The sequence below is a fragment of the Saccharopolyspora montiporae genome (assembly GCF_015209505.1).
Lineage (GTDB): Bacteria > Actinomycetota > Actinomycetes > Mycobacteriales > Pseudonocardiaceae > Saccharopolyspora > Saccharopolyspora montiporae.
In genome coordinates, this window is the sequence record NZ_JADEYC010000007.1 from 309,593 (window position 1) to 328,644 (window position 19,052).

General features: G+C 73.1%; 17 protein-coding genes and 1 pseudogene. 12 read left to right on the top strand and 6 right to left on the bottom strand.

All coding sequences use genetic code 11. The annotated features are described in order from the left end of the window. The first annotated feature begins 29 nt into the window (after positions 1-29). Positions 30-1,193 (top strand): NAD-dependent formate dehydrogenase, encoded by a 1,164-nt coding sequence (locus tag IQ251_RS05115; RefSeq protein ID WP_193927256.1) that lies wholly within the window; start codon positions 30-32, stop codon positions 1,191-1,193. A gap of 42 nt (positions 1,194-1,235) precedes the next feature. Here IQ251_RS05115 and IQ251_RS05120 read toward each other — a convergent pair whose 3' ends face one another. Together IQ251_RS05120 and IQ251_RS05125 are read right to left on the bottom strand one after the other, a co-directional pair. Beyond that, complete coding sequence (locus tag IQ251_RS05120; RefSeq protein WP_193927300.1) at positions 1,236-2,024, bottom strand: DUF1295 domain-containing protein; 789 nt, start codon at positions 2,022-2,024, stop codon at positions 1,236-1,238. Next, positions 2,024-3,325, bottom strand: coding sequence for an SAM-dependent methyltransferase (locus IQ251_RS05125; protein ID WP_228046109.1), 1,302 nt, complete (start codon positions 3,323-3,325; stop codon positions 2,024-2,026). The genes IQ251_RS05120 and IQ251_RS05125 overlap by 1 nt, the downstream gene beginning before the upstream one ends. A gap of 121 nt (positions 3,326-3,446) precedes the next feature. Here IQ251_RS05125 and IQ251_RS05130 point away from each other — a divergent pair, with 121 nt between their 5' ends. From IQ251_RS05130 to IQ251_RS05155, 6 genes are read left to right on the top strand one after another with little or no spacing between them, the layout of a single operon-like run. Then, positions 3,447-4,127: an alpha/beta hydrolase gene (locus IQ251_RS05130; protein WP_228046110.1), complete on the top strand. Its 681-nt coding sequence runs from the start codon at positions 3,447-3,449 to the stop codon at positions 4,125-4,127. Beyond that, positions 4,124-5,389 carry an NAD(P)/FAD-dependent oxidoreductase gene (locus tag IQ251_RS05135; RefSeq protein ID WP_193927257.1) on the top strand — a complete coding sequence of 422 codons (1,266 nt, stop codon included), beginning with the start codon at positions 4,124-4,126 and terminating at the stop codon, positions 5,387-5,389. Before IQ251_RS05130 ends, IQ251_RS05135 begins: the two co-directional genes overlap by 4 nt. Positions 5,390-5,391: 2 nt before the next feature. Beyond that, the gene (locus tag IQ251_RS05140; protein ID WP_193927258.1) at positions 5,392-6,108 is read left to right on the top strand and encodes a DUF1365 domain-containing protein; all 717 of its coding nucleotides are present in this window, start codon (positions 5,392-5,394) and stop codon (positions 6,106-6,108) included. Next, positions 6,105-7,340 (top strand): class I SAM-dependent methyltransferase, encoded by a 1,236-nt coding sequence (locus IQ251_RS05145; RefSeq protein ID WP_193927259.1) that lies wholly within the window; start codon positions 6,105-6,107, stop codon positions 7,338-7,340. Before IQ251_RS05140 ends, IQ251_RS05145 begins: the two co-directional genes overlap by 4 nt. Before the next feature lie 27 nt (positions 7,341-7,367). Beyond that, on the top strand, positions 7,368-7,979 hold the full coding sequence (sigK, locus tag IQ251_RS05150) for an ECF RNA polymerase sigma factor SigK (RefSeq protein ID WP_193927260.1): 612 nt from the start codon (positions 7,368-7,370) through the stop codon (positions 7,977-7,979). Further along, complete coding sequence (locus IQ251_RS05155; protein WP_193927261.1) at positions 7,976-8,752, top strand: anti-sigma factor; 777 nt, start codon at positions 7,976-7,978, stop codon at positions 8,750-8,752. The genes sigK and IQ251_RS05155 overlap by 4 nt, the downstream gene beginning before the upstream one ends. A gap of 64 nt (positions 8,753-8,816) precedes the next feature. On the opposite strand, the gene IQ251_RS05160 is transcribed toward IQ251_RS05155, so the two are convergent. Beyond that, positions 8,817-9,074 (bottom strand): hypothetical protein, encoded by a 258-nt coding sequence (locus IQ251_RS05160; RefSeq protein ID WP_193927262.1) that lies wholly within the window; start codon positions 9,072-9,074, stop codon positions 8,817-8,819. A gap of 387 nt (positions 9,075-9,461) precedes the next feature. On the opposite strand from IQ251_RS05160, the gene IQ251_RS05165 reads away from it, so the two are divergent. From IQ251_RS05165 to IQ251_RS05175, 3 genes are all read left to right on the top strand, one after another. Further along, complete coding sequence (locus IQ251_RS05165) at positions 9,462-10,910, top strand: amidase (protein WP_193927263.1); 1,449 nt, start codon at positions 9,462-9,464, stop codon at positions 10,908-10,910. Between the two features lie 69 nt (positions 10,911-10,979). Further along, complete coding sequence (locus tag IQ251_RS05170) at positions 10,980-11,687, top strand: helix-turn-helix transcriptional regulator (protein WP_193927264.1); 708 nt, start codon at positions 10,980-10,982, stop codon at positions 11,685-11,687. 55 nt (positions 11,688-11,742) lie between these two features. Beyond that, complete coding sequence (locus IQ251_RS05175) at positions 11,743-13,728, top strand: primary-amine oxidase (RefSeq protein ID WP_193927265.1); 1,986 nt, start codon at positions 11,743-11,745, stop codon at positions 13,726-13,728. A gap of 13 nt (positions 13,729-13,741) precedes the next feature. On the opposite strand, the gene IQ251_RS05180 is transcribed toward IQ251_RS05175, so the two are convergent. Continuing rightward, the gene (locus tag IQ251_RS05180; protein WP_193927266.1) at positions 13,742-15,220 is read right to left on the bottom strand and encodes a flavin-containing monooxygenase; all 1,479 of its coding nucleotides are present in this window, start codon (positions 15,218-15,220) and stop codon (positions 13,742-13,744) included. Next, on the bottom strand, positions 15,217-16,296 hold the full coding sequence (locus IQ251_RS05185; protein WP_370591215.1) for an FO synthase: 1,080 nt from the start codon (positions 16,294-16,296) through the stop codon (positions 15,217-15,219). Before IQ251_RS05185 ends, IQ251_RS05180 begins: the two co-directional genes overlap by 4 nt. Before the next feature lie 224 nt (positions 16,297-16,520). On the opposite strand from IQ251_RS05185, the gene murJ reads away from it, so the two are divergent. Together murJ and IQ251_RS05195 are read left to right on the top strand one after the other, a co-directional pair. After that, positions 16,521-18,119, top strand: a complete 1,599-nt coding sequence (gene murJ, locus IQ251_RS05190; protein WP_193927268.1) for a murein biosynthesis integral membrane protein MurJ — start codon at positions 16,521-16,523, stop codon at positions 18,117-18,119. A gap of 73 nt (positions 18,120-18,192) precedes the next feature. After that, positions 18,193-18,828, top strand: a complete 636-nt coding sequence (locus IQ251_RS05195) for an NAD(P)-dependent oxidoreductase (protein WP_193927269.1) — start codon at positions 18,193-18,195, stop codon at positions 18,826-18,828. A gap of 21 nt (positions 18,829-18,849) precedes the next feature. Here IQ251_RS05195 and IQ251_RS05200 read toward each other — a convergent pair. Then, positions 18,850-19,052 (bottom strand): annotated as a pseudogene (locus IQ251_RS05200) (hypothetical protein); the annotation flags it as partial.

The following is a 19,052-nucleotide window of genomic DNA, read 5'->3' on the forward strand; positions in this document are numbered from 1 at the left end:
CGCGCAACGAGGCGAAAGGTGGTGCAACCATGGCGAAAATCGTCTGCGTGCTCTACGACGACCCGGTCGACGGATACCCGCCGACCTCCGCGCGCGACGAGGTACCGCACATCAGCACCTACCCAGACGGGCAGACGGCACCGGAACCGGCCGACATCGACTTCACGCCGGGCGAACTGCTCGGCAGCGTCTCCGGGGAGCTCGGCCTGCGCCGGTTCCTGGAGGACGCGGGGCACACCCTGGTGGTCACCTCGGACAAGGACGGGCCGGATTCCGCGTTCGACCGCGAACTCCCGGACGCCGACGTGGTCATCTCGCAGCCGTTCTGGCCCGCGTACCTGACCGCCGATCGCATCGAGCGGGCGCCGCGGCTGCAGCTGGCGATCACGGCCGGCGTCGGATCCGACCACGTCGACCTGGACGCCGCCAAGCAGCACGGCATCACCGTCGCCGAGGTCACGCAGTCCAACAGCCTCAGCGTCGCCGAGCACGCGGTGATGCAGATCCTGGCCCTGGTGCGCAACTACCTGCCCGCGCATCGGTGGGTCACCGACGAGCGCGGCTGGAACATCGCCGACGCGGCGCGGCGGGCTTACGACGTGCAGGGCATGTCGGTCGGTGTCATGGCCGCGGGACGGATCGGCCTGGCCGTGCTGCGCCGGCTGGCACCGTTCGACGTGCAGCTGCACTACACCGACAAGCAGCGGCTGGCCCCGGGGATCGAGCAGGAGCTGGGCCTGACCTACCACGAGGACATCCGCTCGCTGGCCGGCAGCGTGGACGTGCTGTCCATCCACGCCCCGCTGCACCCGGAGACCGAGGGGCTGTTCGACGACGATCTGCTCGGCAGCATGAAGCGGGGCGCGTACCTGGTGAACACCGCGCGGGGGGCGATCTGCGACCGCGATGCGGTCGTCCGGGCGCTGGAGTCCGGGCGGCTCGCCGGGTACGCCGGCGACGTCTGGCACCCGCAGCCGCCGGAGCGCGACCACCCGTGGCGGGACATGCCCAACCACGGGATGACGCCGCACGTGTCCGGGACAACGCTGTCGGCGCAGGCCCGCTACGCGGCGGGAACCCGCGAGATCCTGGAGAGCTGGCTGGCCGGCTCGCCGATCCGCGACGAGTACCTCATCGTGCAGCGCGGAGCGTTGGCCGGGGCCGGTTCGGCCGCGTACACGACGCGGAGCTGACCGGGTGCGCGCAGCCGCGGGCCGCCCGCGGCTGCGCGTCCGTCAGCGCTTCGGCGGCACCGGGACGAATCCGCTGGTGCGCCGCACGTATTCCGCGTAGCCGGGCCGGTTCTGGCGCAATGCCCGCTCCAGCAGCGGTTTTCCGCTGCCCCGCGCGAGCAGCCAAGTCATCAGCAGCGGGGAGGCCACCGCGGCCGCGACCCACGGTTGCTGGCATGCCACCAGGAACAGCCCCCACCACACGCACGCGTCGCCGAAGTAGTTCGGATGCCGGGTGTAGTGCCACAGACCGCGATCCAGCACCCGGCCCGCGTTCCGGGGGTCCGCGCGGAACCGGCGCAGCTGCTCGTCCCCGACGACCTCGAAGACCATCCCGAGCAGCCACACCGCGCTCCCCGCCACCAGCAGCACCCGCGACCCCGTCGGGACGAACTGTCCGAATTGGACGGGAAGCGAGACGAACCACATCACCGCCGCCTGGGTGAGGTAGGTGCGCAGGAACATGCGCCACCGGGGGTAGCGCCGGGCCCGCGCCAGCATCGCCCGGTACCGCGGATCCTCCCCTGCTCCGCAGCCGCGGGCGGCGATGTGTGCGCCCAGCCGCAGCCCCCACGCCGCGGTGAGCACGACGAGCAGCGCACCCGGCAATCCGGGCCCACGCCCGAGCGCGGCCGCGCTGGTCGCCGCGACGGCGGCGATGGCGGCGAAACCCGACCCCCAGGCGATGTCGATGGTGTCGTAGCGGCCGCGCAGCGCCGCGATGCCGAACGCCGCGCAGACCACGGCCAGCGCGGTCACCAGCGACATCACCGCCGTCCAGACCAGCGGCATCATGCCGGTACTCCCCGGCCCGGCAGCGCGGCGCGGTCGCCGAGCGCCATCCCGCTGGCACCGGTGGCGTCCGGGCGCACGGCCACGACCTGGTGCACCCCCATCCGGTTCTCCTCGAAGGCCAGCGCCCCGCCGGCCAGGTACAGCCACCAGACCCGCGCCTGCTGCTCGCCCATCAGCGCCACCGCCGCGGACCAGTTCTCCTGCAACGCGGCCAGCCAGGCGCGCACGGTGCGCACGTAGTGCTCGCGCATCGCCTCCACGTCGCGGACCTCCAGACCGGCGCTCTCCAGCAGGTCCAGGGTGCTGCCGATCGGCACCATCGTCATGTCCGGGGCGATGTAGGACTCGATGAACGCGCCTCCGCCAGGCGCGTTGCCCGCGCGCGACATCTGCTGGATGAGCAACCGCCCGCCGGGACGCAGCATCCGGTGCAGGGTCGCCGCGTAGCGCGGGTAGTTGTCCGCGCCGACGTGCTCACCCATCTCCACCGAGGCGACCGCGTCGAACGGTTCGCCGCCGATCGCGCGGTAGTCCTGGTGCAGCACCTGCACCTGCTCCTGAAGGCCCAGCTCCGCGGCACAACGGCGCAGGTAGTCGGCCTGCTCGGCCGAGAGGGTCACCGCAGTGGCGCGCACTCCGTGGCGGCGCGCGGCGTACAGCACCAGCGATCCCCACCCGCAGCCGACGTCGAGCAGCCGCATCCCGGGTTGCAACGCGAGTTTGCGGCAGATCAGGTCCAGCTTGGCGTCCTGGGCCTGTTCGAGATCGTCGTCGGGTGCGGTGAAGTAGCCGCAGGAATACGCCATCTGCGGGTCCAGCAGCAGCTCGTAGAACGCGTTGCCCGCGTCGTAGTGGTGCGCGATCACCGAGCGGTCGCGTCCCCGGCTGTGCAGCCGCCCGGACGGGCGGGCCTCGCCGGGTGGGACGGGTGGGCGCGGACCGAGGGCGCCGAGGCGCAGCGCCGCGCGGGCCAGCCGGCCCCAGTGGCGCCCGCGCAGCCGGAGCGGACCGCGGTCCTGGGCGCGCGCCACCGCCCAGCAGCGGCGCAGCGCCTCGGTGAGGTCACCGCGCACGTCGAGGTCCCCGGAGACGAAGGCCCGGGCCAGGCCGAGCTCCCCGGGTTGCCACAGCAGGTGGCGCAGTGCGCGGCGGTTGCGCAGCAGCACGCGCGGGCCCTGCTCCGGACCCTCCTCGCTGCCGTCCCAGGCGGTCAGCCCCACGGGCAGTGGCACGTCGACGAGCTCGCGGATGAGCTGCTCGATCCGCGCCGCCGCGTGCCGGGTGGTTCGCTGCACCAACTCGTCCTCCTGAACCGATCCGTTTCGCACAGGCCATTCGGAGCCGCCGCCGGCGCGGACTGGTCCTGTGTCGCCCGCCACACCGACCCGTCCACCGTCCGGATGGCACCGAACCACCGATATGCACCAGCAAGCACCCTCGGCGGACCCGCCGACCCCCGACGCAGCGCTGCCCGGTCTGCGCGAGCTGGCCTCGACCGCAGCGGAGACGCGGGCCGTGGTCCTCGTCCTGCACGGCGGCCGCGCCACCGACCGCCGGCGGGTGCGCGGGCACCACCTCGCCTACCTGCGGATGCGGCTGCTCAGCAGCAAGCTGCACCGCGCGGTGGCCGCGAACGGGGTGGCGGTCTGGCAGCTGCGCAACCGGCTGCGCGGCTGGAACGAACCCGACCGGGACCCCGTCACGGACGCGAGCTGGGCTCTGGACCGGATTTCCGCGCGGCACCCGGACGTGCCGGTCGTGCTGGTCGGGCATTCGATGGGCGGCCGGGCCGCCCTGCGCGCCGCGGGCCGGGACGCGGTGACCGGGGTGTGCGCCCTGGCGCCCTGGACCGAAGCGGGCGATCCGGTGCGCCAGCTGCACGGCCGGGCGGTGCTCATCGCGCACGGCACCCGGGACCGCACCACCTCGGCGGCGGCCGCTGCGGACTTCGCCGACCGGGCCGCCGCGCACGCCGGATCAGTACGGTTCGAGACCGTGCCGAACGCCGGGCACGCCCTGCTGCGCCGCAGGCGGCGCTGGGACGGACTGGTGCGCAGGTTCACCGGCACGCTGCTGCACAGCCGGGAGGAGCGGCCGTGATCCGGCGCCGAGTGGCCGTGATCGGCTCCGGGATCTCCGGTCTCACCGCCGCGTACCTGCTGCGCCGCGACTGCGACGTGGTGCTGTTCGAGGCCGCGGACCGACTCGGCGGGCACGCGCACACGCACGGGCTGTCCACCGCCGACGGCCGCGCGCTGCCGGTGGACAGCGGATTCATCGTGCACAACCGGCGCACCTACCCGAACCTGCTGCGGCTGTTCGACGAACTCGGCGTCCCGACGCGGGAATCCGAGATGTCGTTGAGCGTGCGCTGCGACGGATGCGGGCTCGAGTACGCCGGTGCGAAGCGGGCCAACGGGCTGTTCGCGCAGCGCCGGAACCTGGCCCGGCCGGAGTACCTGCGGATGCTGGCCCAGGTTCCCGAGTTCCACCGGCGGGCCGCCCGATTGCTGGATTCCCCGGACACCGGCGACGCGGTCACGCTCGGGCGGTTCCTGGCCGAGGGCGGGTTCTCCGCGTACTTCGCCGACCACTTCGCGCTGCCGCTGGTGTCCGCGGTGTGGTCCAGCGACCGGGCGACCAGCCGCTCCTACCCGGCCCGCTACCTGTTCGAGTTCCTGCGCCACCACGGGATGCTCTCGGTGCGCGGCTCGCCGGTGTGGCGCACCGTCGAGGGCGGCTCCCGGGAGTACGTGCGGCGGATCGCCGAACGGCTGCCCGCGGTGCGGCTCAACGACCCGGTGCGCGCGGTGCACCGGACCGCGCGGGGAGTCCGGGTGCTCGACGGTGCCGGCGCGGAGCACGCGTTCGACCACGCGGTGCTGGCCTGCCACGCGGATCAGGCGCTGGACCTGCTGGCCGAACCGACCGGGGCGGAGAAGGAAGTACTGGGCGCGTTCGAGTACTCGGCGAACGAGACCTGGCTGCACACCGATCCGCGGGCGCTGCCGCGGTCCCCGCGTGCGCGCGCCTCGTGGAACCACCGCAAGCCGTCCTGCCGCAACGACGCGGGGCGGGTGGAGATCAGCTACGACATGAACCGGCTGCAGCGACTGGCCGAACCCGAGGACTACGTGGTCACGCTCAACGGCACCGGCGACATCCGCGCCGAGCGGGTGCTGGCGACGATGACCTACCGCCACCCGGTGTACACACCGGATTCGGTGGCCGCGCAGCGCAGGCTCGGCGAGGTCGGCGACGAGCGGATCAGGTTCGCCGGCGCCTACCACGGCTGGGGGTTCCACGAGGACGGGTGCGCCTCGGGGGTGCGCGCCGCGCAGGACCTGGGAGCGGGGTGGTGACGGTGCGCACGCCAGCGCTGTACGAGACCACCGTCGGCCACGCACGGCACGACCGCATCGGCGGCGCGTTCCGGCACCGGCTGCACACCTGGCTGGTCGACCTCGACGAACCGCATCCGCTGCCGCGCTGGCTGCGGCCCTTCGCCCGGTTCGACGCCCGCGACCACATCGGGTCACCGCGGCGCAGCATCCGGGACAACATCGACGACCGGCTGGCCGCCGAGGGCATCGACCTGCGCGGCGGGCGGATCGTGATGCTCGCGCACGCCCGGGTGCTGGGTTACGTGTTCAACCCGATCTCGGTGTTCTGGTGCTACCACCCGGACGGGCAGCCGGCCTGCGTGCTCGCCGAGGTGCACAACACCTACGGCGGCAGGCACTGCTACGTGCTGCGTCCCGACCGGGCCGGGCGGGCGCGGGCGGACAAGCGGTTCCCCGTCTCGCCGTTCCTGCCGAACAGCGGGCACTACGCCATGACCCTCGACGAACCCGGCACGACGCTGCGCGTGCGGGTTCAACTGCGCGATGACGCGGGCACCCCACTGCTGACCGCGGCGCTGACCGGCACGCGGCGGCCGGCGACCCGGCGCGAGTTCCTGCGCCTGCTGCTGCGGCAGCCGCTGGTCCCGCAGCGGGTGGCCGCGCTCATCCGCAAGCACGGAATCGGTCTGAAGCTGCGCGGGGCGCCCAGCAGCCGGAACCAGGAGAACCACGCATGAGCACGATCACGACCGCCGCGCCGCCGATCTGGGATGCGCTGCAGGGGCCGCCGCATTCCCCGCTGCGCGCCCGCGCGGCCGAAGCCCTGTTCCGCCGGGTGGTGGCCGACCTGCCGGTCCGAGTGGCGCTGGCCGGCGGGGAACGCCTCGGGGCGGGCGGCGCGGACGCCCCGCTGATGCGCGTACCGGATCCGGCAGGCCTGTTCCACCGGCTCGGCGCCGATTCCAAGATCGGGTTCGGCGAGTCCTACATGGCCGGCGAGTGGGACAGCCCGGATCCGGCCGCGCTGCTGACCCCGTTCGCCGCGCGGATGTCGACCCTGGTGCCGCGTCCGCTGCAGGCGCTGCGCCGGTGGGTGGATCCGCGCAAACCCGCGGCGGAGCGCAACACGCCCGCCGGGGCGCGCAGCAACATCTCCCGGCACTACGACCTGTCCAACGAGGTCTTCGCCACGTTCCTGGACGAGACGATGACCTACTCCGCGGCGCTGTTCCGCCCGGGCATCGAGGACCTCGCCGCAGCCCAGCGGCTCAAGATCGACCGCATCCTGGACGCGGCCGGGGTGCGCACCGGGACCCGGCTGCTGGAGATCGGGACCGGGTGGGGCGAGTTGGCGCTGCGCGCGGCCGCGCGGGGCGCGCAGGTGACCACGCTGACGCTCTCGCACGAGCAGAAGGCGCTGACCGAGCGGCGGATCCGCGCGGCGGGTCTGCAGGAGCGGGTCGCGGTGCACCTGCGCGACTACCGCGACGAGCGGGGCCGCTACGACGCGGTGGTCAGCGTGGAGATGATCGAGGCGGTCGGCGCGGAGTACTGGCCGGACTACTTCCGGGCCCTGGACGCGCTCGTGGCGCCGGGCGGCAGAGTCGCGCTGCAGGCGATCACCATGCCGCACCGGCGCGTGCTGGCCACCCGCGGCACCTACACCTGGATCCACAAGTACGTCTTCCCGGGCGGGGAGATCCCCTCGGTCGAGGCGATCGAGCAGCACGTGGCGCAACTGACCCGGCTGCGCGTCCGGGAACGGGAATCGTTCGGGGCCAGCTACGCTGAGACGCTGCACCGGTGGCGCACCCGGTTCCTCGAACGGTGGGACGATGTCGCCGCGCTCGGGTTCAGCACGAACTTCCGCCGCATGTGGGAGTTCTACCTCGCCTACAGCGAAGCCGGATTCCGCGCGGGCTACTTGGACGTCCACCAGCTCGTCTTCGGCGAGCCGCACGGCAGCTGATCCGACCGGACCGACGAGGAGGAGCAGATGGACGAACCGACCGGTCCGCAGCGGGAACCGCGGTTCACCGCGCACCGGCAGCAGCAGGAGGACGATCCCGCGGCCGAACAACTGCTGACCGAGGTCGCCAAGGGGGACGAGCGGGCGTTCGAGCAGCTCTACGACCTGGTCAGCGGCCCGGTTTTCGGCCTGGTGCAGCGGATCCTGCGTGACGCGGCGCAGTCCGAGGAGGTGGCGCAGGAAGTGCTGGTGGAGGTCTGGCGCACGGCCACCCGCTACCGGTCCGACCGCGCGGGCGGCATGACCTGGGTCCTGACCCTGGCGCACCGCCGCGCCGTGGACCGGGTGCGGTCCGCGCAGGCGACCCGCGAGCGCGAGTCGCGCGTGGGCGCCGAGGACTACCGGCGCCCGTTCGACGAGGTCAGCGATGCGGTGGCCACTCGCTGGGAGCAGCGCCAGGTGCGCCGCTGCCTGTCCACGCTCACCGAGCTGCAGCGCGAGTCGGTGGTGCTGACCTACTACCGCGGCTACACCTACCCGGAAGCGGCCGGGCTGCTGGAGGCGCCGTTGAGCACCGTCAAGACGAGACTGCGCGACGGGTTGATCCGCCTGCGCGACTGCCTGGGGGTGGGCGCGTGACCACCGACATGCCCACGCTGACCGGTGCCTACGCGGTCGATGCGCTCACCGGGGACGAACGCGCGGAGTTCGAGCGGCACCTGGCGATGTGCGCGGACTGCACCGCCGAAGTCCGCAGCTTGCAGGAGACGGCGGCCCGGCTCGGGGCGGCGTCGGCGGCCTCGCCGCCGGACCGGCTCAAGCAGCGGGTGCTGGCCGAGATCCGGGAGACCCGGCAGCAGCCGCCGCAGACCCCCGCCGACGATGCGGGCAGCGGCGTCGTCGACCTCGACCGCGCGCGGCGGCGCCGGTCGTGGGGCACCCGGTTGGCGGCGGCCGCCGCGGTCGTCGGTATCGCGCTGGCCGGTGCGTTCGGCGCGGTCGCGCTGCACACGCAGTCCGAGCTGGACGACGCGCGCAGGCAGCTCGCCGAGGGCAGCCAGCGCGGTGGGGAGATCGCCGAGGTGTTCGGGGCGCCGGACGCCCGGATCGTCAACGCGGGCGGACCGGACGTGTCGGCGACCAGCGTACTCTCGGCCGAGCAGGGCAAGACGGTGTTCATGGGCGAGGCCGCGCAGAGCCCGCCGCCGGACCGCGCCTACCAGCTGTGGTTCATCGGCGACTACGGCTACGTCTCCGCAGGGGTGATGACCGAATCCGCGGACGGCACGATGCGTCCGGTGGTCGCGGGCGTCCCGCCCGGGACCCAGGCCATGGGCGTCACCGATGAGCCCGCGGGCGGTTCGCCGCAGCCCACCACCGATCCGGTGCTGGAGATGCCGCTGCCCGCATGACCCGTGCGCACGAAGGTGGCCGGAACCCTTCCGGGCTCCGGCCACCTCGTCGCCGCCGCTGGGGTCAGCGACCTTCCTCCCAGCCCGACAGCTCACCGCTGTAGATGCCGTCCGGGCCGACGTGGCTGGCTTCCGCGTGCCAGAAGACATTGCCGTCCTCATCGACCACGGCGGTCTGCTCCTGCGAACCGACCCCTCCCGGGCCGACGTAGGACGCCTCGGAGTTGTAGCCGTCCGCGAGTGCCGCAGCAGGGGCCGACAACAGCAGGGCACCGGCCGCGACGGCAACTCCGGCGACTCGGCGGGTCGAAAGCTTCGCCATGATGAAGCACACCTTTCCTCTGATCGTCCGGACCGTGAGCGCCTTCTCGCTCACCCGGGCGGTGAATGCGCGTCGATGCGACGCGCACGCACCACCGTAGGAGCGTGTCCGCAATGTCGCGCTTCGAAACGCCCGGCAGGCAGCAACATGAAGGTTCTTTGGAATTCCCGGACACCGCGGAACGCGTTCGAAACCGACCTCGAACGGGGGTTGATCCGCCGACGTGCCGCTCCTGCGGCGCGGAATGCGGGCAGCGCTGCCCCGAACTCCCGGGAATGCTCCTGCTCCCACCGCGCGGTATCGGTCAGCTGACCGATACCGCGCGGACCGGTCGATTTCCTAGCCTCGGCAGGCAGATCACCACCGGCGCGAACGAGGAGCGTTGCTATGACTTCGGTTCCGACCGCCACCGCCGACGAGTTGTGCTGGCTTTCCGCCGCGGACACGGCCCGCGAAGTCCGGGCCGGCCGCCTGTCCCCCATCGACATCGCCGAAGCCGCGGTGCACCGTATCGAGCGGATCGACCCCGAGCTCAACGCGCTGGTCAGCTTCGACCGCGAGCAGGTGTTGCGCGATGCCGCCGAACTGGAACGCGCCCAACGCGACCGGGAACCGCTGGGACCGCTGCACGGCGTCGGTTTCACGATCAAGGATCTGACCGCCGTGGCCGGACTCCCCCTCACGTTCGGACTGCGTCCGCTGGCCGAGGAGCACTGCGCGCACGACGCCGTGGCCGTCGAGCGGCTGCGGCGAGCGGGCGGACTGTTCCTGGGCAAGACGAACACCCCGGAAGCCGGCTACTACGGCGGCACCGACAACCACCTGTTCGGCCCGACGCACAACCCGTGGAAACCCGGCTGCACAGCGGGCGGATCCAGCGGTGGCGCGGCGGCCGCGGTGGCCGCCGGGCTCGGGCAACTCGCCGAAGGCAGCGACGGCGCGGGATCCGTGCGCATCCCGTCGTCGCTGTGCGGCGTCGTCGGCCTGAAACCGTCCCCCGGGCGCATCCCGCAGACGATCCTGCCCGCGCGCTACGCCACGTGGGCCTACCACGGCCCGATCACCCGCACCGTCGCCGACAACGCGCTGATGCTCGACGTGCTCAGCGGACCGCACCCGGCCGACCCGCTGTCGCTGCCCACACCACCCGCGCACTTCTCGTTCTCCGCGACGCTGCGCGGCGATGTGCGCGGCTGGCGCGTGGCGTGGTCCCCGGACCTGGGCTTCGCCGAGGTCGCACCCGAGGTCACCGAGGTGTGCCGGCAGGCGGTGCAGGTCTTCGCGGAGCTGGGCGCCGTCGTCGAAGAGGCCACTCCCGCCCTCGGCGACCCCGAAGAGGCCATGTGGCACGGGATCTGGGTACCCGGATACGGCGCCGAGCGCGACCTGCTGGACTGGGACTCACTGCGCGGGCAGGTCGACGACGAGCTGCTGGAGCTCTTCGCCGAGGGCGACCGGGTCAGCGCCACGGACGTGGGCCGGGCCGAGGCGTTCCGCGGCCGGATGTGGGACGTGTTCACCGCGTTCATGGCCGAGTACGACCTGCTGGTGACCCCGACGCTGTGCGAGGCGACCTTCCCGCTGGACCGGTTCGCGCCGCTGTCCTTGGACGGGCAATCGCTGCGGCGCCGGCTGCTGGGGTGGCTGCTGACCTATCCGTTCAACATGCTGACCACCCCGGCGATCACCGTGCCCGCCGGATTCACCGCCGACGGACGGCCGGTGGGCCTGCAGCTGTGCGCCACGCAGCACCGGGAGGACACCCTGCTGCGCGCAGCGGCCTGCTTCGAGGCCGCACAGCCCTGGCAGCAGCACCGACCGGGGGACGACTTCTGATGGTGCGCACGGATGTCGTTGCCCGCGAGCGGTTCTCAGCACCGGATCCGCCGCGTACGGTGTCGGTCCATGGACGCTCGCCGCTCCCCCGTCGGCGAGCTCGCGGCGGCCTGCTCCCGGACGGCACCGCCGTCGGTGCGCGCGCACGGCATCCTGCGGCAGCTGCACCGGGCGGCGCCGTACGCGGCGGCGATGATCAGCTACGTCGACCCGGCCGACGGCGGGCACCGGGCGCTAGCCGCATCCGGGTACTCCGCGCGGGTCGCCGACTACCTGCTGACCGATTTCATCCACCGGGACCCCGGCTACGCCGCGGCACGCACGCACCCGGACCGGGTGATGTGCTGGCGGATGCTGCCCGGCTACACCCGCACGGTCAGCGTCACCGAGTTCTTCCGCCCCAGCGGCTTCGGCGAAGGATCGTCGCTGTGCCTGCGCGACGGGTCCGGGCACCAGGTCGGGGCGCTGCACATCAGCGTGCGCCAGGGCACGTTCCCGGACTCCTGGCTGGGTTTCCTGGCCGAGCTGCGCGCCGTGTTCGCCGAGCTGTCGGCTGCGGCCGGCGTCCGTTCCGCAGCACCGCTGACCCCGCGGGAGACCGACGTGCTGCGCCTGCTCGCCGCCGGCATGTCCAACGCCCAGATCGCCGCGGACCTGGTGCTGTCCCGACGCACCGTCGGCACGCACGTCGAGCACATCCTGCGCAAACTGGGAGCTGCCAACCGCGTGCAGGTGACCGCCCGGGCCGTCGCGCTCGGGCTGGCCGAACCCTGGTGACGCGCCGGGCACCACCCGCGCGCCGGACACCGATCCCGACTTCTGGAGGACGCCGATGACCGCCCTGGGCGAGACCACCACCCGAGCCGGCACCCCGCTGCCCGCCCACCCGCTGGAACCGCTGACCGGCGCCGAGATCGAAGCCGCTTCCGCGCTGGTGCGCGGCGACGCGCGGTTCGCCCCGGCGGCCCGTTTCGTCTACGTCGAGCTGGCCGAACCCGGCAAGGACGATCTCGCCGCCTTCGCACCCGGTGCGGCGTGGGACCGCACGGCGAACGCGCTGCTGCGCGATCCCGCGCGCGGCTGCATCAGCGAGGTCGTGGTCTCGCTGAGCCGGGCCGCGGTGGTCGGCTGGCGAGACGTGCGCGGCGTGCAGGCGCCGATGACCAAGGAGGAGTTCCTGGCCTGCGAGTCGGTGGTGCGCGGCGACGAGCGCTGGATCGCCGCGATGCGCGAGCGCGGGGTGCAGGACCTGGAGCTGGCCATGGTCGACCCCTGGGCGGCCGGGTACACCGGCGAGCACGACGATCCGGGCGTGCGCCGGCTGGCCCGGCCGCTGACGTTCGTGCGGGCCGGACCGGACGACAACGGCTACGCGCACCCGGTCGAAGGGCTCATCGTCACCGTCGACCTCGACGAGATGCGCGTGCTGGAGGTGACCGATCACGGCGCCGTCCCGTTGCCCGACCGGCCCGGCAACTACTACCCCGAGCTCGCGTTCACCGCGGACAACGTCCCCGAATTCGCCGGGCAGCGCGAACCGCTCAACCCCATCGAGATCAACCAGCCCGCCGGACCGTCGTTCCGCGTCGAGGGGCACGCCATCGCGTGGGCGAACTGGCGGTTGCGCATCGGGTTCACCCCGCGGGAAGGGCTCGTGCTGCACGAGGTCGGCTACGTCGACCGGGGGCGGCTGCGCCCGGTTCTGCACCGCGCTTCGTTGGCCGAGATGTACGTCCCCTACGGGGATCCGGGCGCCACACACCACAACAAGAACGTGTTCGACGAGGGCGAGTACGGGGTCGGCTGGTTGGCCAATTCGCTGGAACTGGGCTGCGACTGCCTCGGCGAGATCCGCTACTTCGACGCGGTGGTCAACGACCAGGACGGCATGCCGACCACGATCGGCAACGCGATCTGCCTGCACGAGGAAGACGCCTCGATCGGCTGGAAGCACACCGACTTCCGCACCGGCCGCGCCGAGGTGCGCCGCAACCGCAGGCTGGTGATCTCATTCATCACCACCGTCGGCAACTACGAGTACGGGTTCTACTGGCACCTGTACCTGGACGGGTCCATCGAGTTCGAGGTGAAGCTGACCGGGATCTTGTCCACCGGGGCACTGCCCGTCGGCGAAACCCCGGATTTCGGCACGCTCGTCGCGCCGGGGCTGTACGGTCCGCACCACGAGCACTACTTCAGCCTGCGGCTGGACATGCGGGTCGACGGGGACCGGAACAACCTCGTCGAGGTCGACTCGGTCGCCGTTCCCCCGGGACCGGACAACCCGCACGGCAACGCCTGGCGCAGCCGGCAGCGCCGGTTGCGCAGCGAGTCCGAGGCGCAGCGGCTACCCGATCCGCTCGCGGGCCGCGCCTGGCTGGTGCAGAGCGCGGACCGCACCGGCCCGCTGGGCGCACCGACCGCGTACCGGATCGAGCCCGGCCCCTACACCGCACCGCTGTGGCAACCGGATTCGCAACAGGCCGCGCGCGGCGGTTTCGCCACCCGCCAGCTGTGGGCGACCCCGTTCGACCCGGACGAGTACTTCGCCGCGGGCCGCTACGTCGCGCAGAGCAGCGGCGGGGAGGGGCTTCCCGCCTACACCGCCGCCGACCGCGACCTGGACGACTGCGATCTCGTGCTGTGGTGCACGCTCAGCGCGCACCACGTGGTGCGCCCGGAGGACTGGCCGGTGATGCCGGTGACCGCGATCTCCACCCGGCTGCGGCCGTTCGGCTTCTTCGACGGCAACCCGATGCTGGACCTGCCCGCCGAGACCGGGCACTGCCCCGGTGACGAGTGCGGGGAGCACCCCTGACCGGGCCGGCCGGTCACTCCTGCACGACGTAGGGCGCGGGGTCGAAGGTTCCGTTGCGCTCGCGGAAGGCGCGCGCCGAATCCGGCCACAGCAGGGTGAGCCGACCGGAGCGCTCGTCGACGTACCAGCTGCGGCAGCCCCCGGTCAGCCAGACCGTGGAGCGGCTGCGCCGGTCGATGTCCCGTGTGTAGGCGCGCTCGGCCTCCAGCGAGACTTCCAAGGTGCGCGCGCCGTGGCGCCGCAGGTGCTGCAGCGCCCCGAGCACGTAGTCGATCTGCGTCTCGATCATCTCGATCGCCGAATTGTGCCCGAGACTGGCGTTCGGGCCGTCCAGCACGAACATGTTCGGGAACCCGTGCACGGTCGTCGAGGCGTAGGCGGTCATCCCGCCGCTCCAGTGCTCGGCCAGCGATCTGCCGCCGCGCCCGGCGATGCGGTCCGCGAACGGCGGCCGGGTGGACAGGAATCCGGTGGCCAGCACCAGCGCGTCCAGCTCGTGCCTGCGGCCGTGCGCGGACACCGCCGCGGATCCCTCCACCCGGTCCAGGGCGCCGGGTTCCAGAACCACGTCCTGCCGGTTCAGCGCCGGGTAGTAGTCGTCGGACAGCAGCACGCGCTTGCAGCCGATCTCGTAGTCCGGGGTCAGCCGGGCGCGCAGCTGCGGATCCGGCACGCTGTCGGCCAGGTGCTGCAGGGCGCGGGCGCGCAGTGCGTCGATGTCCGGGCGCACCCGGTGCCGCTGGCCGATCGCCGCATCGGCCTCGGCGAACAGCTGCTCGCGCGCGTCGCGCAGCGCGGCCGGGTTGCGGGCGAAGTGCTCGCGTTCGCCGACCGAGTAGGCGCGGTTGCCGCGCGGGACGACGTAGGGCGCGCTGCGCTGGAAGACGACCAGGCCGGCGGTCGAACCGGCGAGACCGGGCACGAGCTGGGCCGCCGAGGCACCGGTGCCCACCACGCCGACCCGGCGCCCGCTGAGGTCCAGACCGGGCTGCCAGCCCGCGGTGTGCAGCACCGGCCCGTCGAAGTCGTCGATCCCGGGCACATCGGGATAGCTGGGCTCGGACAGGCGTCCCGCCGCCATCACGAGGGTGCGCGCCCACCACACCCCGGCGCCGGTGTCGATCCGCCACAGCTGGGTGCTTTCGTGCCAGGTCGCGCCGTGCATCTCGGCGCCGAACCGGATGTGCTCGTAGAGCCCGTCGCTGCGCGCGCAGGAACGCAGGTATTCCTGGATCTCCTCGCCCGGGGCGAAGAACTGCGACCAGTGCGGGTTGGGCAGGAACGAGAAGCAGTACAGGTGCGCGGGCACATCGCAGCACACGCCCGGATACCGGTTGTCCCGCCACGTTCCGCCGACGTCGTCGGCACGTTCGAGGATCACGAACGACCGGCAGCCGCGGCGGGCGAGCTGGATCCCGGTGCCCAGCCCGGCGAATCCCGCCCCGACGATCGCGACCTCGACGGGCGCGCCGTCCGGATCCGCGCCGCTCACAGCGCTGCGTTCGCCCCGTCGCGCGCCGTGCCGAGCCGCCCGGTCACCGGCGGGGTGCCGTAGTCGGTGGCCCGCTGCCGGGGCCGCCTGCCGAGCTGCTCGGCGCAGGAGTCGATCTCGGCCCGGGACAGCTGCAGCCCGGATTCCGCGCCCGCGGCCGGCCACCGCGTGCCGTCGAGCAGCAGCCCGCCGAAGTCGTCGGCACCACCGGCGAGCACGGCGCGGCTGAGTTCGGTGCCGAGCTTGGGCCAGGCCGCCTGGATGTGGTCGATGCGGCCGTGCAGCAGCAGCCGGGCCACCGCGTGCAGCGCGCGCGTCTCCCGCGCGGACGGTCCCGGGCGCGCGATGCCGGTCAGGTGCGCGGGCATCGCCTCCGGCGTCATGGGCATGGCGATGAGCTCGGTGAAACCGCCGGTGCGGTCCTGCATTTCGGCGAGGGTGCGCAGGTGGGCGACCTGCTGCTCCGGGGTTTCCACGTGGCCGTAGACGATGGTCGAGGTGGAGCGCAGGCCGACCTCGTGCGCGGTGCCGATGAGCTCGATCCAGCGCTGCACCGGCAGGTCCGGACCACCGGCGAGCCGGGCGCGGACGTCGTCGTCGAGGATGCGGGCGGCCGTGCCGGGCACGGTGGCCAGACCGGCGGCCGCCGCTTCCTGTAGGAACTCGCGCGGGGTGGTGTCGAGCCGGTGCGCGGCGTCGGCGACTTCGGCGGCGCGGTAGGCGTGCAGGTGCACCGGGGCGGCCGCGGTGATCGTGCGCACCAGGTCCAGGTACTCCTGCGCCGGGGCGTCGGCCGGCACCGGGCCCTGCATGCACACTTCGGTCGCGCCGAGCGACCACGCCTCGCGCACCAGGTCACCGACCAGCGCGTGCTGCCCGGCGACCTGCCCGGTGTCCAGGTTGCGGTTGACCACGTAGGTGAGTTCCGCGCCGACCGCGCTGCGGCGCACCTCATCGGCCAGGCGGCACAGCGCCGCCAGCTCGTCGCCGTCGGCACCGAGCAGCTGCACGTACTCCGCGTCGGACAACGCGGCCGGAGCACCCTCCGCCTTCGACAGCGTCCGGACCAGACTCACCGCGGCCTCCTGCATTCGACGATTCGGCACCCGGGACGCCCGCCGCGCCGGAGCCGCGACCGGCGAACATCGTCCCCCAACATAGCGGCATCGGGCACCCGGTTCGCACTCCCTCCCCGGTCATCGGGCCGTCGTCCGAAGTCGGCCACCGCGGAGGCCGGCGGGCGTATGTTGCTACCTGCCCGTGCTCGCGGGCGCGGTTCCAGCGGAGGTGTTCGGGCGGGGTGCAGGACGTTCAGCAGGAGCGGGCGGCACCGGTGTCGGCGCGCCGCGCGACCGGGTCGATGGCGGTGGCCGCGCTGGTCAGCAAGATCACCGGGTTCCTGCGGACGGTGGTGATCGTGTGGGTCCTGGGCTTCTCGGTGGCCGCGGACGCCTACAACGCCGCGGGCAGCATGCCCAACCAGGTCTACGAGCTGCTGGTCGGCGGGGTGCTCACCAGTGTGCTGGTGCCGCTGCTGGTGCGGGCCCGCGCGGACGATCCGGACGGCGGCGAGCTCTACGCGCAGCGGCTGTTCACGATGACGACCTGCGCGCTGCTGCTGGTCACGGTACTGGCGGTGCTGGGCGCCCCGGTGCTGACCTCGGTGCTCGTCGACGAGTCGACCGGGCGCGCGGATCCCGGGCTGACCACGGCGTTCGCCTACCTGCTGCTGCCGCAGATCCTGTTCTACGGCTGGTCGGCGCTGTTCGGCGCGACGTTGAACGCGCGGGAGGTGTTCGGTCCGCCGGCATGGGCGCCGGTGCTCAACAACGTGATCCTCATCGCCGCCTTCGGCCTCTACCTGGCCCCGGGTCTACTGAGCCTGGATCCGCTGCAGCTGTCGGCGACCGACGTCCTGGTGCTGGGCGCGGGCAGCACGCTGGGCGTGGCGGTACAGGCCGTAGCGCTGGTTCCCGCGTTGCTGCGCAGCGGTTTCCGGTTCCGCTGGCGATGGGGCTGGGATCCGCGGTTCCGCGAGTTCAGCGGGCTGGCGGCCTGGACGGTGGCCTATGCGCTGCTGGCCCAGCTGGGGGTGCTCGCGGTGATCAACGTGACCACCGCGCACGGTGGGTTGACCACGTACAACACCGTGTGGCTGCTGGTGCAGTTGCCCTACGGGGTGCTCGGTTATGCGCTGGTCACCGCGATCCTGCCGCGGATGAGCCGTGCCGCGGCCGACGGCGACCTGCCGCGCCTGGGCCGCGACCTGTCGCTGGCGACCCGGTTGTCGGCGGTGGTGATGCTGCCGGTTACCGCGCTGCTGGTGGTGCTGGGCGCGACGCTGGCGACCGCGCTGTTCTCCGTCGGGCACGGCGCGAGCGATGCGGGGACGGTCGGAACCGCGCTGGTGGCAGGCGCTTTCGGCGTGCTGCCCTATGCGGTGACGCTGCTGCAGCTGCGGGTGTTCTACGCGCTCAAGGACGCCCGCACGCCGGCGCTGATCATGCTGCTGATCGTGGCGGTGAAGGTGGCGCTGACGATGCTGTCGCCGGTGCTGCTGCCCGCGCACCAGGTGGTGCACGGGGTCGTGTTCGCCAACTCCTGTTCGTTCGTGGTGGGCTGGGTCGCCGGTGAGCTGTGCCTGCGCGCGCGGCTGGGCGGGGCGCGGCGGGACGTGGCCCCGGCGCTGGCCCGGTCCGCGGCGGCCGCGGCGGCGGCTGGGGCCTGCGCGCTGGCCGTGCGGTGGGCGCTGCCGGATTCGCCCGCTTGGGCCTGGCCGTGCCTGGCCGCCGCATCGGTGTGCGGGCTGGCCGCGGCATGGCTGGTGCTGCTGCTGACGCGCAGCCCGGAGCTCCGCCAGTTGCCCGTGCCGCTGCTGCGCGGGTCGCAGCGCCGCTGAGCCGGGATCTCCCTGCCGCGGCGGCACGGCCGCTACCGTGGTCGGCAGCTTCGGACCCGTCCCGGGAGGTGTCGTGAAACTGGCTGTGTTCGGCGCGACCGGTGCTACCGGGCGCCAGGTGCTGCAGCAGGCGCTCGCGGCGGGGCACGCGGTCACCGCGGTGGCCCGTGACCCGGCCGCCCTCGATGGCACGCACCCGCAGCTGCGGGTGGTGCGCGGGGACGTGGCCGAGCCCGGGCAGCTGGGCGCGGCGGTCGACGGGGCGGATGCGGTGGTGTCGGCGCTGGGCAGCCGGGACCGCACTCGGCCTGCCGGGGTGTATTCGGCGGGCACGGCGGCGGTGCTGGCGGCGATGCGCGAGGCCGGGGTGCGTCGGATCGTGGCGGTCACCGCCGAGCCGCTCATCGCCGAGCAGGACAAGACCGCGCTGGAACGCCTGGTGGTGCATCCGTTGCTGCACCGGGTGTTCGGTGCGGTCTACGCGGACATGCGCCGGATGGAGCACGTTCTCGCCGACAGCGATGCGGAGTGGACGGTGCTGCGCCCGCCGCGGCTGACCGACCGTGCCGGGACCGGGCGCTACCGCACCGCGATCGACGAGCCGCTGCCCCGGGCGCGCAGCCTGCCGCGCGCTGATCTGGCCGACGCGCTGCTGCGCGCCGCTGCGGATCCCACGCTGATCCGCAGCCACGTCACCATCGCGAGCTGATCGGTGTCCACTGAGGACTGATCAGCTCGCCCGGACCTCGGCCAGCAGTTCCGGCATGCGCCGGGCCAGCCGCCGTTCGGCCAGCGCACCCCACCACCAACCGAGCCCGACCCCGATGAGCAGGCCGACCGGGGTCCCCGCCCAGGTCAGCACGGGCAGCTCGGCGAGCAGGCCCGCGGTCAGCAGCGCGACGACCGGCACCGCGGCGATCACGAGCAGCAGCA